At 51.6% G+C, this 15,982-nt stretch carries 15 protein-coding genes and 5 pseudogenes; 11 read left to right on the forward strand and 9 right to left on the reverse strand.

What is annotated here, in order from left to right; all coding sequences use genetic code 11:
- Positions 1 to 126: 126 nt before the first annotated feature.
- The 4 genes and pseudogenes from IAI51_RS07140 to IAI51_RS07155 all read left to right on the forward strand — a co-directional run.
- A pseudogene (locus IAI51_RS07140) lies at positions 127 to 732 on the forward strand (alpha/beta fold hydrolase); the annotation flags it as partial.
- A gap of 180 nt (positions 733 to 912) precedes the next feature.
- Complete coding sequence (locus IAI51_RS07145; RefSeq protein WP_187677835.1) at positions 913 to 1,308, forward strand: hypothetical protein; 396 nt, start codon at positions 913 to 915, stop codon at positions 1,306 to 1,308.
- Between the two features lie 101 nt (positions 1,309 to 1,409).
- Positions 1,410 to 1,703: a hypothetical protein gene (locus IAI51_RS07150; protein WP_187677836.1), complete on the forward strand. Its 294-nt coding sequence runs from the start codon at positions 1,410 to 1,412 to the stop codon at positions 1,701 to 1,703.
- 235 nt (positions 1,704 to 1,938) lie between these two features.
- Positions 1,939 to 2,283 carry a hypothetical protein gene (locus IAI51_RS07155; RefSeq protein ID WP_187677837.1) on the forward strand — a complete coding sequence of 115 codons (345 nt, stop codon included), beginning with the start codon at positions 1,939 to 1,941 and terminating at the stop codon, positions 2,281 to 2,283.
- 197 nt (positions 2,284 to 2,480) lie between these two features.
- Here IAI51_RS07155 and IAI51_RS07160 read toward each other — a convergent pair whose 3' ends face one another.
- From IAI51_RS07160 to IAI51_RS07170, 3 genes are all read right to left on the reverse strand, one after another.
- On the reverse strand, positions 2,481 to 3,437 hold the full coding sequence (locus tag IAI51_RS07160) for a hypothetical protein (RefSeq protein ID WP_187677838.1): 957 nt from the start codon (positions 3,435 to 3,437) through the stop codon (positions 2,481 to 2,483).
- Positions 3,438 to 3,749: 312 nt separating this feature from the next.
- Positions 3,750 to 4,196, reverse strand: a complete 447-nt coding sequence (locus tag IAI51_RS07165) for a hypothetical protein (RefSeq protein WP_262410308.1) — start codon at positions 4,194 to 4,196, stop codon at positions 3,750 to 3,752.
- A gap of 40 nt (positions 4,197 to 4,236) precedes the next feature.
- The gene (locus IAI51_RS07170; protein WP_262410309.1) at positions 4,237 to 5,286 is read right to left on the reverse strand and encodes a hypothetical protein; all 1,050 of its coding nucleotides are present in this window, start codon (positions 5,284 to 5,286) and stop codon (positions 4,237 to 4,239) included.
- A 27-nt stretch (positions 5,287 to 5,313) separates the two neighbouring features.
- Here IAI51_RS07170 and IAI51_RS28170 point away from each other — a divergent pair, with 27 nt between their 5' ends.
- Positions 5,314 to 5,619, forward strand: a complete 306-nt coding sequence (locus tag IAI51_RS28170) for a helix-turn-helix domain-containing protein (protein WP_172792179.1) — start codon at positions 5,314 to 5,316, stop codon at positions 5,617 to 5,619.
- 182 nt (positions 5,620 to 5,801) lie between these two features.
- Here the strand turns inward: IAI51_RS28170 and IAI51_RS07180 are convergent.
- Positions 5,802 to 5,999: pseudogene (locus IAI51_RS07180) on the reverse strand (CinA family protein); the annotation flags it as partial.
- Here IAI51_RS07180 and tnpC point away from each other — a divergent pair.
- The 4 genes and pseudogenes from tnpC to IAI51_RS07200 form a co-directional block, all read left to right on the forward strand.
- Positions 5,997 to 6,785, forward strand: a pseudogene (gene tnpC, locus IAI51_RS07185) (IS66 family transposase); the annotation flags it as partial. The pseudogenes IAI51_RS07180 and tnpC sit on opposite strands and share 3 nt — an antisense overlap.
- Before the next feature lie 617 nt (positions 6,786 to 7,402).
- Positions 7,403 to 7,579: a DUF3606 domain-containing protein gene (locus tag IAI51_RS07190; protein WP_187677841.1), complete on the forward strand. Its 177-nt coding sequence runs from the start codon at positions 7,403 to 7,405 to the stop codon at positions 7,577 to 7,579.
- Positions 7,580 to 8,143: 564 nt separating this feature from the next.
- Entirely contained in the window at positions 8,144 to 8,350 is a 207-nt protein-coding gene (locus tag IAI51_RS07195; RefSeq protein ID WP_187677842.1) for a hypothetical protein, read from the forward strand.
- A gap of 106 nt (positions 8,351 to 8,456) precedes the next feature.
- Positions 8,457 to 8,648: a hypothetical protein gene (locus IAI51_RS07200; RefSeq protein WP_187677843.1), complete on the forward strand. Its 192-nt coding sequence runs from the start codon at positions 8,457 to 8,459 to the stop codon at positions 8,646 to 8,648.
- 45 nt (positions 8,649 to 8,693) lie between these two features.
- On the opposite strand, the gene IAI51_RS28175 is transcribed toward IAI51_RS07200, so the two are convergent.
- Together IAI51_RS28175 and IAI51_RS27910 are read right to left on the reverse strand one after the other, a co-directional pair.
- On the reverse strand, positions 8,694 to 8,912 hold the full coding sequence (locus IAI51_RS28175; protein WP_410457995.1) for a hypothetical protein: 219 nt from the start codon (positions 8,910 to 8,912) through the stop codon (positions 8,694 to 8,696).
- Positions 8,913 to 8,937: 25 nt separating this feature from the next.
- A pseudogene (locus tag IAI51_RS27910) lies at positions 8,938 to 9,745 on the reverse strand (acyl-CoA dehydrogenase); the annotation flags it as partial.
- 964 nt (positions 9,746 to 10,709) lie between these two features.
- Between IAI51_RS27910 and IAI51_RS07215 the strand changes: the two are divergent.
- Entirely contained in the window at positions 10,710 to 11,186 is a 477-nt protein-coding gene (locus IAI51_RS07215; protein ID WP_109629148.1) for a DUF1348 family protein, read from the forward strand.
- Between the two features lie 569 nt (positions 11,187 to 11,755).
- Here IAI51_RS07215 and IAI51_RS07220 read toward each other — a convergent pair.
- Positions 11,756 to 12,295, reverse strand: a complete 540-nt coding sequence (locus tag IAI51_RS07220; RefSeq protein WP_187677845.1) for a cupin domain-containing protein — start codon at positions 12,293 to 12,295, stop codon at positions 11,756 to 11,758.
- Between the two features lie 81 nt (positions 12,296 to 12,376).
- Between IAI51_RS07220 and grxC the strand changes: the two are divergent.
- Positions 12,377 to 12,639, forward strand: a pseudogene (gene grxC / locus IAI51_RS07225) (glutaredoxin 3).
- A gap of 20 nt (positions 12,640 to 12,659) precedes the next feature.
- Here the strand turns inward: grxC and IAI51_RS07230 are convergent.
- Positions 12,660 to 14,732: a pyridoxamine 5'-phosphate oxidase family protein gene (locus tag IAI51_RS07230; protein WP_187677846.1), complete on the reverse strand. Its 2,073-nt coding sequence runs from the start codon at positions 14,730 to 14,732 to the stop codon at positions 12,660 to 12,662.
- 481 nt (positions 14,733 to 15,213) lie between these two features.
- The gene (locus IAI51_RS07235) at positions 15,214 to 15,936 is read right to left on the reverse strand and encodes a DJ-1/PfpI family protein (protein ID WP_256665951.1); all 723 of its coding nucleotides are present in this window, start codon (positions 15,934 to 15,936) and stop codon (positions 15,214 to 15,216) included.
- Positions 15,937 to 15,982: the final 46 nt, after the last annotated feature.

The following is a 15,982-nucleotide window of genomic DNA, read 5'->3' on the forward strand; positions in this document are numbered from 1 at the left end:
GCGACATCAGTCATTACCTGATGCATCGGTACAACTGGATTAGACCGCACCAATTCAATAACGGACTGGCCCCAGCTCAGGCCGAGAAAAAACTTAACGTCGTGTCCGGGATTAGTTGACCACTACATGCTCAACAAAATGGGAATAGACCGAGTCGATGTGTTCGGCGTGAGTTGGGGCGGTGCATTGGCGCAAGAATTCGCCCTACGTTATCCGAGCATGGTGCGCCGACTGATCCTAGCCGCGACCTCGGCGGGCCCGGCGTTGCTTGTGAAGCCCGCCGACATCCTAGATTTTTTTGGAAGGAGCAAAAATAACAAATTGCGCAAGACAGAGGTCTCGCGCAATTCCATACGGACTCTGCTGCGCTTCGGTGTAGGGAAAGGCATGCTCACAGCCAACCCGCGAGCCTATTACCACCAGCTCGCCGCCTTAGTTGGTTGGACCAGTCTGCTGCGTCTATTCCGTCTGCGCCAACGCACGCTAATCCTCGCCGGCGAACGTGACACCCTAGTGCGGCTGTACAACGCGCACATCTTGCGCCGAACCATCCGCCGTGCCGAACTATGCGTCCTACCAGGAGAGGGGCATTTTTTCATAGTGACCAGCGCCAGTAGAACCGCAGAGGCGATACGCGAATTCCTCTGCCAGCAGCATGGCGATGAAGAGGCGACGCCGATGATCTCCAACGGCATGTTCAATCCGCACCTGGTGCAATCCGAGCGAAATTGATCGCTGATGCTGCCAAGGGAGACGTTGACACGATTCAGCACACCCCAAGACATGCTTGTCCCCCCAAAGTTAGCCGCACCTAGCAGTTGACCGAGAAATTTCCGCCGTGCTTTCTCGATTGCGCTGGCATGGTGATATCGGTAACTCTATCTGCTTGTCCGCAAGAGGATGGAAAAACCAATGAATGAATCTCAACGCCAAGCCCTATTGATGAGAGCCCAAGCGCTGATTATTGAGGCGCCAGACGCAACGGAAGCGCGTACGCGCACCGCGTATTTGCACGGTTACCTAGATGGCCTATTAGATGCGGGCCAACTATCGATCTATAACGCGCAGGAACTGAAGAACATAGCCACTCAGTATCGTGACATGCGACTCGCTGCGCTTGGTGCCGCCGCTGGACCAAATCCACCGCAGGGTGAGGATTATGGTCGCCCCCGCACTGCTGACCAAGAGGCCAGCATGGCCTGGTGGAATACTCTTGCCCTTGCCGAGCGTCAGCATTGGATGGTGGAAGCGCGTAATACCGGTTTCGTGGCAGATGCTTGGGTGGCCTATAGCCGTGCTCAAAAATAACTAATCGGAAAGCACCGGACACCCGAGAGCACGACCGAAAGCAGAGGTCGACGACATAGAGGACGCCTATCTTCGCGTCTGAAAAATTTAAGGGGTTACTGATGACGACCCAGAGCATCCGATCGGAAGTAATTGTTGAAATCGAAAAACTGCAAGCCGACGTAGTCCTTGCAGTGGGTAACAATGATGACCCGCGACTTTTGGCTGAAGCATTGCAAGCAATCGGAAAGATGCTGCTTGACCCGCAGCAAGCTGAAACCGCATCGCCCGTTCCACAGATGTGGCGATTGCTCATGGGCCTTCATATCGGCGGAAAGATGAGCAATGACCAACTTTACGAGTTATCAGGTCGGTTCGCGCAATGTGCGCTCCGTCTGTACCCAATTTCCGAGTAATTTTTCAGCTGTTTTCAACACCCCTAATTGCTGCTGGATGCAGTGAATACGTTTTCCTCTTGCAAAGGAAAGCAACTATTCACGGAAATGTTGCCCCAGCGCAGCCCCTATACCGTTGGTGCTAGACGTCGAGCCCCGCAAGCACACCCCCAAGACTCGCGGATGCGGGCTCGGGGCGATTGAGGGGCACTCGTGTCTTGCGCTACCCACACCCATCGTAAGTTTGGAGAAATAAATGCGTTTATCTGCTCTCGCCTTGGCAGGCGTCGTCACAGGATTCCTCGCCTGTCCGGCTGTTGCCTCACAGACCGTTGGTGGCATTGAGACCCAAGGTTATTACCAGCTTGGTCAGAAACTCATTGAGGTCACTGCCACAGATGATGCGGGGAAGAAAACTGGCTCGATGGTGGGGGAAATACAGACAGGGAAAAATCCAAATTTCGATGCCAAATTTGGTGAAAACTGCATCCTAAATTTTGCACCATCGATTTTGGGCCTTCTTATGGTAACCGACATTTCAACTGGTTCAGGAAGCTGCCAAATCACGCCGTTACCAACGGCGCTTCGTGTAAAACAATGATATCGAACTAATCACGGAAGAAATGCACTCAGCCCCGCCCTTCGGGGCTGAACCAGTATTAAGGACGGCTCTTTCGATTCCTCGATAACGTAAGTATTTCCGCAAGCGTCAAAGTTGCCAGCTGTATAAACGGTATACCAGAACATTCGGCCGCCTCCATATGGAGCACATTTTCGGAAATCGGTACTTAGCCGAGATCATGGAAGGTCCGACTTATTATTCTCGATTGAGCGTGTCTTAATCTCTCCGTAATCGTGGACCGAAGCAGAAACCTCATAACGTTTCCCACGAAGAGCTGTTAGATAAAAAGCTCTAAGAGATTCACGCTGTGTTGGCTCGAAGTCTTCACGAATTGGATAGCCCTTAGGATTATTTTTGCGCTTAAACCATAGCGACGAGAAATAATAGGCTGTGATGGTAGGGACAATAATACCGAGACAAAAAAGCGTCATAAGAAACTTCGGAAGCTTGTCGGTATTGAAGAGCAAATCAGATATTGTATATTCAGTGTACGCCCACCATAGCGCCCACGGCAATGCGAATGGACTGCTAACAATCATCAACACTACGAGCAAATAACTCAGTCTTTCAAGCCAACCAGTACGGGAGTCATCGGTTGTAACATCAAATTCAGAGTGCTGACCAAATACACGCCCAGCACCACTGATAGTGGCTCTAGGGTTTCCTGTCATATAGAAGCCTACCTCAACCCACTCATCGTGATTCAGGCAATCAAAGGAAATACTGAATTTATTCTGATGCAATGATGTGATCGAGAACTCCATTTCAGGGTGAGGTTTCATTATCTGCGGCTCGCCAATGACATTGGCATCCTCGCTCACCTCAATCGAAAGAGGCGCAGTTCGGGAGATTTCGTCCCCTCGCACTGCTTCGCGGCCTCTATTCCATACGCGAACTACAAAATAGTAGACGTTATCCAGCTTCATCCCCGCTAGGTCGGTTATCAAAAAGGGACAGGTGTCAGTGCTCTCAGCAACAATATGGCGTCCGAGCACCTCTAAAACTAAATCTTTCTTCTTCTCCGTTTGCTTAGTAGCGATCAAACTCAGCAGGTAGCCAACTAAGGCACCTAAAGCGAGTAAGATAAGGTCTTTAGCCTCTAAGAGGCCGAACATATCTAAAATTGATTTCAATTTCTCGTATCTTTCAGTCTTATCCAGTTGACATATATGACGAAGGAATACCGCATTGCGAGTCAGTGACTATTTGCGACTGCATCAATACCCCTGTAACCCTAGCATGCAGTCTCAAGCTCGATCTAGCTGGCAAGAGCCGTACGCTGATGGCGCACCGTTTATAAATGGGCCCTACAGCGTATCGGCAAGCCACAGCGGAAATTGAGGTAGGCTGGAGAATTTTTACAATCGTTGAACGGAACAGGTAGAGAATGGTTGTATGATGACAACCATACAACCGTTACAACAGCGCAGGAGCACGGAATATCGTTAACGAGTGATATTGAATACTTTGCGGGCTTTGAAGTGATCTTTCATTATGAAATACGCAACCCCCATTCCAGCTCCTACCAATATTATTAATGAAACCACGATCGAGTGAGTAGCGCGCAAAATAGCTATGAATATTGGACTCATCAAAAGAGAAAAAGCGAATCCAAGCATTATTACCCAAGCGACAGGTAGCCCCTTACCCTTGGAAACGATTTCACCGTCTTCAAGCTGTGCTGAATACAAAACATGCACACCCTGAAGTCGACGGACGAGCGCGAGCTTAACCGTTCGCCCTACCACTAAAAATGAACGCATGTAGTCGTCGCAAATGACATCTTTTACGCGAACACCATTTATTTTTACAAACGAGATAATTCTTTGCCCATCAACATAAGAGCCGAAGCCAATTTCTTGAATGACGCCATCTAGTATTACAAGTGCCATATAATACGCCACCTTCGCGAAAGATATTATTTTACGGATATTAGATGTTCTTCGAGTAAATGATCTTCCCATTGGCATCTCTTAAATCAATGCGCTGCGGGCCAATCAATACAAATCGCTGAGGACCGAACTGTCCGGCGAAACGCTCTCGCTCCACAGACTTCACGTAGCCGTAGATGTCGATTTTCAAGCTTTCTCTTGAAGCTTCCAAGGTTCGAGCAAGTGATTCATCTGGAACATCTAGCAGTAACTCAGAACCACCTTGAAAGCCGAGGTAGTAAGAAGTTGGACCAGGATTTATGTAGCAGCGAAGCTTGGGAGCCCGCGCCATAGAAGTAGAGTTGCGCCTTTCTTCATCTGAATATTCCAGCTTATCCGAAAACAAACAGTTATCTATTCGAAAACCTTTCGCTTGCTGATCATAATTGCTCAGTGAAATAGGCGTCCAATCATCAGAGCTTAATTTGACCAAATTGTACTGCTTTGATTTTTCGGCCTCCGCTCCAACCAAGACGCCTATCGCTGTCGTCAGATCTTTCTTCTTAAATGAATCCTGCTCAGAAAGTCTTTCTGACGCCAACCGATAAAGCTCGGGATTTGCTTTCTTGAGATTGAACGCATCGGCAATGGAATCGGCAATATCCTCGGATGTCTCGTTCCAATCGCGTTTCGCGTTGTACAAATTGAAAGTCGTCATTGGTTGCTTGGCGTCAAGATAGGCATTTGGATCTGCCAACCCTGGGTCTTGGAATACGACGACACGCGGAGCGTTTTCTTGAGCGAGTTGTTGCAAGACCGCTTGGTCAGACGCCTTCGCGTCAACCGCCGCAGGGTTTGCAGAAGCCTTAGAGTTTTCAGCTCTAGGCGGCTCACTTTCTCCCCCACATCCTGCTAACAACATGCAGCCGGCAGGTATTGCGAGCGCAAGCAGCCTGTGCCCTAGCAGCGAATATTGGCCAAGGACCATGGATTGTATCCCTATAAAATTTCCAGAATGACGGCCAACTGAGCGCTTCTGAGCCACTGATTTGCCATCGCCGGCCAAAGCTACCAAATCGGTAGTATTTAGAAAAGCAGCAAATTGCACCATGGCGCTACTGATTTACTAGACGACGTCATGACGAGTAGCACGCTATCCATTAGGCTTAAATATGCGCGGTTGCGTGCCAACCTCTCGCAGGAAGAGCTGGGCATACGCATTGGCCTTGAGCCTGCTTCGGCGAGTACGCGTATGAATCGCTACGAGCTTGGCAAACGCGTTCCAGCCCCTGAGTTGATAGAACGAGTCGCAGTTGAACTGAATCTGCCCGCAGCTTACTTCTACGCCTACCGTCATGATGAAGCGGAGCTGCTTGAGCGTTACTATCGGCTTAGCGAGTCTGGGAAGGAGCGGTTGATGGCTTATCTCAATAAACTTGAATAATCCCTGCCTCAATCACTTTCCGAAAAGATCCAGCAGGGGCGCTCAAGACTGCATACCTGCGTGCTGGTTGAGAGGCCATCGAAGGATGGCTGCGCGGCTGTAACGTCTTCGATGCAAGTACCGCTGGCGCTAATTAGGCTAAAGCTGAGACAGCAATTGTCGAGAAGCCCACGTTAAGCGGGCTGACCGGACAATACGCTCTGTCCAGGTTCGGTTTGGAAGGCCCATGCGAAACAGATGATGCCCGCCGGGATGCTGTCGATATCGTCCGGGCCTAGGTTACCGGTTGATGCCAAAGCAACATTCGCGGGACTGTCGCATAACGCACCCAACGCCATTTCTCGGGAACCCTCGCAGCGGGTCAGGTTGAATGTCACAACGCGGATGAAACACCCGTGCAAATGCTTGCTCCGGGTTCGAAGAAAACCCACCGTTCTTATGTTTGGGCGCACGCCACCAGTCAGTTCTGCGAAACAGCCGCTGTTGTCTACGACTTCAGCCCCAGCCGCGCCGGTGAGCATGCGCGCAACTTCCTGCAAGGCTGGAAAGGTAAGTTGGTCTGCGACGATTTTGGCGGTTACAAGGCCAGCTTCGAACTCGGTGTGATAGAGATCGGCTGCATGGCCCATGCCCGGCGCAAGTTCTTCGAACTGCACGCCACCAACAAAAGCCAACTCGCTGAGCAGGCCCTGCGTTACATACAGTTGTTATACGAAATCGAGAGCGAAGTCCGCGACCTAGAGTCGGATTTACGGTGCCAAATACGACAAGAAAAAGCCGTGCCGGTGATGGATAGGCTGCATGCCTGGATGATCGCCCAGCGTGATCTTGTGCCCGAAGGTTCGGCTATCAGCAGAGCACTGGACTACAGCCTGAAACGCTGGGCCGCGCTGTCGCGCTACCTCAATGACGGGGCCGTACCCATTGATAATAATTGGGCGGAGAACCAGATCCTACCATGGGCTCTTGGACGCAACAATTGGCTCTTTGCAGGGTCGCTACGCAGCGGCAAACGGGCGGCGGCTGCGATCATGAGCTTGATCCAGTCAGCGCGGTTGAATGGGCATGACCCGTACGCCTATCTCAAGGATGTTCTCACACGCCTGCCGACGCAGCGGGCGAGTGAAATGGATCAGTTGCTTCCGCATAAGTGGCAACCGGTTTAATTACGCAAGACGGGATGCCCGGAGCGCTTACAAAGTGAGTTTGTGGAGCGGAGCATGGTGTACACCGGCATCTCACGATCAAAGCGACTGGCGTTGATCCTAAGTACCCAAGAGATTGTGCAACAGGGCGTAGCTAGGCCGAACCGTAGTGACACCTTGTGCGTTGGCTTCTCGATTTGATTTTGATGGTCATTACTTAGACCACCCTAAGCTTCGTATTGTCAAAAAAATCACGGGGTGTCTGCCTGTGCGAAGCACAGGTAGAAACCGTTATATTTAATAACAACACACTAACGAGCGAAGCGATCAGCCTTGGATATGGAAGTGGTTAGGCTCTGCCTGACCGCTTCCCTAGCGCCTCGGGCGGCGTAGAGCAGGGTCTGGGGCAGCGCCCCAGGGTACTGCTGCTCTAGATTTTTTGGGAGTTCCCCCCTATTTTTTGATCCGAAGACGGTTTTTGACTAAGATCTCGATATAGGCGCTATTTAGTTACAAATAATATTAACTTGATAAAGGCACTATTGATAGTAACATTTTTTGCATCACTGAATTGTAAAGCTGGCACCCCCATACTCGATTCGTTGCATCACGCATCTACCATTCTTTAGGAGAAACACATGGCCGACAACAAAAACATTACAAGCCCATTAGATACTAGGCGCATTGATGTAAATGATCCGAACGAAGTGCGTAACTGGTGCAAATCCATTGGCTGTACTGAATTACAGCTGTTAAGGGCTGTAAGAGCCGTAGGCACATGGGCCAACGATGTGAAAGTTTATCTAAACAAGTAACGTTCCTATTGACGAGCCTCTCCCTATACGGTGGAGGCTCGTCTGGCCGTAAACTCTAGACGGTCATCTACTAGGCTGCTGCGATCTCGTTTTGCGAGAATCAGAGACCCATCCCGCATCGACGAATAGCTACACCGCCTTTCAAGGTAGTTGCCGCTTCAACCGTCTGACTTACAGAAAACTCTTTGTATTGAATGGTTACCATCAAGCTCATCCAATAGCTAAGTAGTAGAGTCAAAACGATGAAGCTTAGGATTGGTTAGAAACGGCGCGTCAGTTTTTATTCTTCTACACACACACTGCCGCGGTGGGTGGACGGAATGTCGTGGCGAGAGAGCGAAGAGAACCTCTTCAAGTGGGCAATCGAATTGCGCGATAGACTTCACAGTGGACTCTATCGGACGATGGCCTCACGCCGGGTCTAGATTGCCGGCGGCAGGCAGCGCCCGCTGGGCATGCTCCTTGTACAACAGGCAACGGTGACTGGTCTGCGGTTGTTGGCCAAGCAGGCGTGCATGCCCCAAGGCAGCTAACCTTTTCTTTTTACCTCAAGGAAATTTTGCCATGTCAGCTGACTCTCAACTTCATGACGTACTCGAAAAGCTCCATGAAAACCAGCTCGCGCTGGCCGACGCCATTGAGTCGATAGGAGTGTGGATAGACCAGAGAGGTTCCACTGGAGTTTCCAGTCATGTACTTGGAGCCATCGCCACGCTCGACCTGAACGCCGAATGCATTAGAAATGGTATCGAATCATTGAAAAATCAGTGAGATGACAACGAACGAACATAGCAAATGACGGGGCTGTGAAGCGATTTACTGGCTTTGTAGGCTTTGCATTGGCAATGACCCACCTCCTAATCATAGGAGTTCAATCGTGCTGATCAGTATCGAAGAAGCGGACAAATACTCTGAAGGGATCGTCGTCATCGGCGCTTATCGCGTCAGATTTCGTAAGTATGCGGAGGCCGAAGCCTTCGTTGAAAAGCTGAAACAACGTATAAATGCGCCACATACATTGCCTATGACTATCCACAGACCTTTAGCAGGCCCGCCTTTCAAAAGATGACATCCAACATATCGTCATCATATTGCAACTATTTCACATCAATCTTTACGTTGCTCCTCGCGTGTTCTTTTTTTCTGCTGCCACCTTAGGCAGCTTTTTTTTGCCTGAAAAATTTGGCAGCGAATGTGTCAGGTCTACCAATTGAGTTTCTGCTTTTTCAAGGGCGGTTGCCGCAGAAGACAACCAGGCCCGCACCAGCGGCTGCAAGTCGGTTTCGACCTGCGCTTTTTGACACCATTGATAATGATCATGCCAAGAACCCAATGCTGATTGCAGCTCCTTCAGCGATTTAGCCGTATGTCTCGAAAAGGGCGATAGCTCGGGAAACGCTTCGGTCAGATAACGGGCGTTGGAGTTCAGTACGTATTGGACCAGGCTTGGGGTGAGGATAGGTAAAAAAGCCGACTCGCGTAAACGTCTGGCAAATCCATAACTATTCCCACTCAAAAAGGCGCTTCCTCCAATTGCCTGCAATTCAAGATCGACTGCTTTGGTCGCCGACTCAGAAAAGGCTATTCACAAACAAAATAAAGCAGTTGGCTGAGCTACAAACCGCCCATCCAACAGCCCGCTTTTGAGGTCCGAAACTAAATGCTCCAGCCAGCGACGCTGGTCCTGAAAGTCTCGGCAAGAACAGATCGGTTGCCTCAAATTCGTACCTCGACCTCCATCAATGAGCGCCGCGCCAAACCAATCGCTAGCCCACACTGCAACCCAAGAAATGCTGGTCGCAACGCAGGGAGAAAAACGCGTGCGTCATCGTGTATCAGCCATTCCCGATTTATGTTCAACTGGGTGAAATGTAATGCCGCTGTATTCGTGAGCTGTAGCCCCATCAGCTGAAGATTATCTGAGCGTTTTAACCCCGATAACGTGCTCGGAATCGCGAGTATGAAGGGTCTACCATCGCGCTTTCCCTCCACCGCCGCGGCGACTACAAACCCGCTTCTACGTAGATTGGTCACCCAAGGGAGCCATCCATCCACACACCAACCTTTCTCCGTCGAGGTTGCATTGACTTGCAGCGCCTCAATCCCCGATAGAAACTTCATCGCGTTCGAGAGTCCGGTGGCGCAAGCCAGCTTTCCATCAAGCATCATCGCAGTGGCGAGAGCAGTGCCGAGCCAATCCGCAGTATTTGGATTATTGACACCTACCATCGCGATTCTCAAGATACGCACGTCTGAAGCGTAGACGCGACCTCCAAGCCAATGCCAAGCGCAAATTCCTACGAACCATCCGCCCCACATTTCTTAGTCCAGATGTCAGTAGCGGAGGTCTTGATCTCGATGAGTACTGCGACCGTCCACATGTTTCCGTGTCTTTAAATGGAGAGGTGATTGACTCTATTGACCGAGCGCTAGTGGCTTTAGGTCGGCAACGTCAGGTCGTTTTGTCTGTGCCGCATACAGTGCGCTCAAAACCCTGATCGAAGACCGCGGATGGTTGCGGTCGCTCCTGATTACGTACCTAAGACCATGATTCGCCAAGGTGGTCTGCGGATGGATACTCTTCCGTTGAGCATCCCTGCGCTCGACCTATCTATGTCATGGAGTGCGACTTCAGATACGGATCCTGGTGAACGCTGGTTACGTTCGCGTATCAGTAGCCATCTAGGTGAAAAAAGTGCAGCTATCGGACACCTTGTTTCAGCCAAGGAAGCGGCATAATAATTTGCTCATCAATTGGGTAGCAAGCCCCCCCACTGTTACACTAAGTGAAAGACCAACCTGGAAGCACGCCATCGAAATGTATGTTATGTAGCATGGAGCCCAACTCACGTTAGACCTATCTTACATAAACAAACGAGCATTAGTTCTTTCGATTCTTGGACTGCTCTAAACCGCTACTCTAGCATCGTCGCTGAAAACCTACTTATACATTGGGCGCTAGCGATGAAAAATCAAATGGAGGTTTATCTAACCCAGAAGTCGCTTTCACACCAGGTGATTTATTTACTCTAGAAATGATCGGTAGAGGCACCAATCGTTCCTAACCTAACTAAGCTTCTAGCGAACCATAAATTTTATCCCCGATGTACCTCAATGTGGAGTAGTCATCATGGCTGAATCTGAGACCCGCCCCCCCCTACCACCGTTTGACCGTGAGTCTGCGACACTCAAAGTTCGTCTGGCTGAAGATGGATGGAACAGTCGAGATGCGGAAAAAGTCGCATTGGCCTACACCCCCGACACCAGATGGCGCAATCGCGTCGATTTTGCAGTCAACCGGGCTGAGGCTCAGGCGCTCCTTACGCGAAAATGGAATAAGGAGTTGGAGTATCGACTTATCAAGGAGTTATGGGCGTTCACCGAAAACCGTATTGCTGTGCGATACGCCTATGAGTGGCGCGACGATTCCGGGAATTGGTATCGCTCATACGGAAATGAAAACTGGGAGTTCGCAGAGAACGGTTTGATGGCGCACCGTTTTGCGTGCATCAACGACATGCCCATCAAAGAGTCAGAACGAAAGTTTCATTGGCCTCTGGGCCGTCGCCCGGATGACCATCCAAGCCTTTCCGACCTGGGTCTTTGAGGAGGGCGGAGTACCTGCGCTAACTGACGAAGACACATAGAAAAGCAGCGCTAGACGGCGAGTTGATTAGCACGCTAACCAGATCTGCATGGCTAATACTGCCATGCTAGCCAATCGGAGGCAGCATGAGAAAATTTTATGCAGTCATTCTATCAATTGGAATTTCCCTGTTCCAACTCTCTCACGCAAGCGCTGACGAAGTCCTCTCGCAAGCTGAGGACACTACAGCAGGGGCGGCATTTGGTGCAGGCACTGGCGTCCTAATCGGCGGAGCCGCTGGCGGCCCGTTAGGCGCATTAATCGGAGCTGCGCTAGGGATTTTCGGCGGCCGGGAAGTGCAAAAGGCTACAGGTCTAGAAGAGCGAGCCTACGCAGTCCGAAGCAATACCGGTGAAGAACGAGTGGTGCGCTCGCCGCGCCAAGAGTTTGCCATCGGTCAACAGGTAGAAGTTAGAGGAAACCGACTGCATGCCCCCTCCCCCAAATAAATACAGTTGTTGCCACTGAGCCCGCCGTACGCGGGCTTTTTTCTCTCGCCATTCTGAACGCTAAATTGAGAGAACAGCCACTCATTTCCATCTGTGCTCAAGCGCGTGAGACAGCAGGCTGGGCATTTCGCGGAGAAAATCGAAAAAAGGTCGGACAGCAACTGTTTGATGATTATTTGTAAGGGGTTGTTCAGCCCAAATCACGCCGTATCGGGAGAGGATTCGAATCATCTCGCTACGTTGATAGGCGCCTCGCTCGACCAACGCGGCAATTTCTCGGAAAGCTCCTTCAACTGCGCCAGGCCAGAGCACTGCACCAACGATACTCGGGGTTGATCCGGCTTGATGGATGCGGTGCGCAATTCCCGGTTCAAGTTGTATGGCATCGCCCTCGTGCAGCAATGCAATTCTATGTCGACCAATACGAATATCCAGCTCCCCCCTTAGCGCCACTACGAGCTTTGTTTCGTGGCTATGCATCAACGGCAGGTTGTGAGCATGCAAGGGCAACTCGAAGCGCATAGCAGTACCTGTTCCACCGATGCTGGCCTCATCCACATCAATCCAAACCCAGTAGCCGCCAGGAATCAGCAGTATTGCTTCCGAGTTTTCAACGTTCATGAGCACTCCAATGCCTGTGCTGTACAAGCCCGCTTAAAAAAACCGCTGCCTAAAAGTAATCGAAAACGAGGAGTACTCTTCATGCGTAAAGTCACGATGTATACAACCAGTACCTGCCCGTACTGCAATGGTGCGAAGCAGCTGCTGGACTCCAAAGGGATCCCGTACACAGAAACCAATGTGGGAACTCAAAACACCAAGCAGGAAATGGTGAAACGCAGTAGTCGGCGTACGGTCCCCGAGATTTTCATAGGGACCGCCATGTCGGAGGTTACGACGATTTGGCCCAACTCCAGCGCGAAGGCGGATTGGCCGAAGCTCTCCAGCCGCATCCAGCAGGATGAACAGGCCATCGTTGTTTCGTTTACAAGTCCAGCACCAGGGGGGCATCGCCCTCCTTGCTCTGCGCAGGGACTGCGCAACAAATCAACACCTCTCCCTGCTCCGGCATCTCGGCGGGCAAGTTCAGATAGTGTACCTGCCCGCTGATCAACTTCGTACGACAGGTTCCACACGAGCCGCCGCGGCAACTGAAGTCCGGGTTCAAACCCCTACTCTCAGCCAGTTCCAGCAAGCTGCCGTTTCCCGGCTCCCAACGCGCCTCCTTCGCAGACGTCGAGAACAGCACTTTGACCGGGCTACTGGCCGCCGGCACTTGCTCGACTGCCGGTGTCAACTGGTCGCGCAACCGCACCAGCGTCGAAGGGCCGAAAGTCTCAGCGTGAATGCGATCGTCGCCAATGCGTAATTCACGCAGCCCATCGTATAAAGCCTGGGTGAACGCGCCCGGACCACACAAGTAAAAATCATAATCGTCCAGTGGCAACAGCGCCTTGAGCAGCGCGACATCCACACGACCGGCCAACTCGAAGTCTTCGCCCTCGCGGGCGTGCTGCTCGGGCTGACTCAAAAGTCGCAGGGCGCGAATCTTGTCTTTCGCACGGGTCGCCAGTTCAAACAGTTCGTCCCGAAATGCCAGCTCCGCCAGGCTGCGCGCGCTCTGGATAAACCAGGTCGGCCGGGTGCGCCGAATTCGCTCTCCTTCATAAATGACTTCGCGCAGCATCGATAGCAGGGGCGTGACCCCCACGCCGGCCGCCAATAGAACCAATGGCCGTTGTTCATCGGCCTGCACTGTGAATCGTCCCTGAGGGGCGCGGGCTTCGATGATATCCCCGACCCGAATCTGGTCGTGCAAGTGCGACGAAATTAACCCATCGCGCTTGACGCTGATCCGGAAGAAGTTGTCAGAAGGTGCGCTCGACAAACTGTAAGTTCTGACAAGGGGAGGCTGCCCTTCAACCAGGCTAAACCGTACCGGTAAATGCTGCCCCGCCTCGAAACGCGGCAACCCCGCGCCATCGTCAGGTTCCAGATAAAAAGAGCTGATTGTGCTGCTCTCTTCAACGATACGGGTCACGCGCAGATGCCGCCATTGATCGCGCAGGGCATCAGCCTGTAAACGACCCTCTGCTTTCTCCCAACTGCCGGTCATCAAACTGTTAGGCGAGAAACCTTCGAATGCCCAGCGCAGGGCCAGCACTGCGCGCCTTCTGACGACCTGCTCCACCGTTAAGGTCCAGAGTCTTTCGGCACCTTGGAATGCTGCGATTTCCGGCCCCTCAAGAATAAGCTCCGTGCGTCCGGCCACCTGAAGCACATCACCTGACGAGAAATCGACAAAAACCAGACCGGCCTTGGGATTGAGCAACAAGTTGCCCAACGTATTGAAATGCAGATTGCCGGCAAAATCGGGAATCGTCAGCACATTGCCTTCGACCCTGACAAAACCTGGGTTACCACCGCGGTGCGAAACGTCCACCGAGCGCCTGGATGAGTCGCCGTCCAGGTCGACGTAGCTGGTGAGAAAGAATGTATCGGCTTTTCGAATCATCTCTTTTGCAGCCTCGTCCAATTCGCTCAGGCATTCCGCTGCAACATCGGATGAGGAACGACCAACGCTCACCGGCTCAACACTTCGCAACTGGATGTATTGCGGACAGTTGCCGAAAGCGTGCACGACAGAAACGGCAACACCGCCAGATGAGACGGTGCTGATATTGCCGTTCATTCGATTGCGCCTTCTGGTCTTTAGATCGATGCCGAGCAGCCCGACTGCGGCACCGGTATCTAATGCTCCTTTGACTGGATCACCATCCGCTGGAAGCCGGCCGATTTGCAAAATGCGTGAATCGGGAGAGTTAACGAACCCTGGAGGGCCCTCTATTAACGTCGCCCAAGGAATGCCTTTTTCATCGACAGCACCTAGGACTAGATACGGGAGCTGGCTGTAAAATGAACGATGCTGATCCGGCATGTAGTCACGTACAACCTTTCGCCCAAATTGCTCCATCTGCTGCGCCACGCCGACGCTTTCCTGCAAGTGCCGCTCACCGGCATGCCAAGGTGATCCCCCCGGCTCGTCAGTTTTATTCATGATCACCTCTACGTATTCGTAAACAGGTGCAGTTCACTCGCTGCCCAACGTGTATTGATTGATGCCCCGTGATGTGTCTAACCACACATCCACTAGATACCATCAACCCAGCGTCTTGCAGGTCGGAGCACTGCACGGTTTTGCGAGACACAACGGCGTCCCGCGCGCCTTTACATCATTTACATCAGTCGCCCGCGACCGTGCCTATGACAGCTTTAGAACTTTTTCCTATCTTCACCGATGTGACCTGATGGGCGAACTTCCTCTCCTTTAGCGTAGGCCCGGATCACCGCCAGACGCTCAGTGATTTTCGCTAGTCAAGTGGAAATGTGCGGGTAGGCGTCCAATGCATTCCTTGTTTCTCGTGTTGAAGCAACCATGGCTAGATCGCCATGTCAGCGATCGAATACTCGCCTGCAATGAACGGGTGATGGCTCAACTGCTGCTCCATTACCTTCTACAGTCGCTCGGTCTCTTTTGATTACTGAATAAGGGCCTCGGGAACTTGTGGCGTCTCAAACCAGTTACGATCAGGAGTGGCAAAGCGCATTTTCTGACGGATAAACGTCGCGTTCTCAGAACTTGTGAGTTTTTCCAGCAGCAAAAAAGCGACTTCAGTGGCCGTGCCTGGTCCGCTCGAAGTAATGATGTTGTCGTCAACCACGACAGGTCGATCGACGAACAGAGCACCTGTTTCCACTAACTGATTCTTGCGCTTTCCACCTTCCTGGTGATAGGTCGTCGCATTTCTGCCACGCAACACGCCCGCTACACCCAGACATACCGACGACACACAAACGCTGGCAACGGGTTTGCCGGCTTCGACAAAATAGCGAATGGTCTCCAGAAAGGGCTCACTTAAAGCTTCTTCATAAAATCCCGACGGTTCAAAACCACCCGGCAATGCCAAAGCGTCAAAGCTACTCATATCCAAATCGCGCAACAGAAAACGTGGATTAATCGTAAGACCAAACGTGGTTACGATCTTTCTACGAAGGCCTGCATTCACTAACTCAAGAGGAAAATCACCGAGCAAATCGGCCCAGCCGAGCACGTCGGTAAACGCAGCCATTTCCATCGGCTCGACGCCATTGGCTAGCAGCATGAGTACTCGTTTCATCGGGTAGTAATCTCCGCGGTGAGGCTTTAAATAAACTGCTTGAAACGCATGCTCCGCTTTAATCGCTTCGATGAGAACGAACACAAAACACAATCCAATGTTTCGCTCACTGAAATGCTGGAGTGCGTTT

The organism is Pseudomonas sp. N40(2020) (assembly GCF_014472415.1).
Classification (GTDB): Bacteria; Pseudomonadota; Gammaproteobacteria; order Pseudomonadales; family Pseudomonadaceae; genus Aquipseudomonas.

Bases quoted from the DNA above. Each gene is read 5' to 3' on its own strand.
- IAI51_RS07190 (WP_187677841.1), top strand. From the start codon at position 7,403: ATGGCCGACAACAAAAACATTACAAGCCCATTAGATACTAGGCGCATT.
- IAI51_RS07165 (WP_262410308.1), bottom strand. From the start codon at position 4,196: ATGGCACTTGTAATACTAGATGGCGTCATTCAAGAAATTGGCTTCGGC.
- IAI51_RS07215 (WP_109629148.1), top strand. From the start codon at position 10,710: ATGGCTGAATCTGAGACCCGCCCCCCCCTACCACCGTTTGACCGTGAG.
- IAI51_RS07195 (WP_187677842.1), top strand. From the start codon at position 8,144: ATGTCAGCTGACTCTCAACTTCATGACGTACTCGAAAAGCTCCATGAA.
- IAI51_RS07230 (WP_187677846.1), bottom strand. From the start codon at position 14,732: ATGAATAAAACTGACGAGCCGGGGGGATCACCTTGGCATGCCGGTGAG.
- IAI51_RS28170 (WP_172792179.1), top strand. From the start codon at position 5,314: ATGACGAGTAGCACGCTATCCATTAGGCTTAAATATGCGCGGTTGCGT.
- IAI51_RS07220 (WP_187677845.1), bottom strand. From the start codon at position 12,295: ATGAACGTTGAAAACTCGGAAGCAATACTGCTGATTCCTGGCGGCTAC.
- IAI51_RS07150 (WP_187677836.1), top strand. From the start codon at position 1,410: ATGACGACCCAGAGCATCCGATCGGAAGTAATTGTTGAAATCGAAAAA.
- IAI51_RS07145 (WP_187677835.1), top strand. From the start codon at position 913: ATGAATGAATCTCAACGCCAAGCCCTATTGATGAGAGCCCAAGCGCTG.
- IAI51_RS07155 (WP_187677837.1), top strand. From the start codon at position 1,939: ATGCGTTTATCTGCTCTCGCCTTGGCAGGCGTCGTCACAGGATTCCTC.
- IAI51_RS07170 (WP_262410309.1), bottom strand. From the start codon at position 5,286: ATGGTGCAATTTGCTGCTTTTCTAAATACTACCGATTTGGTAGCTTTG.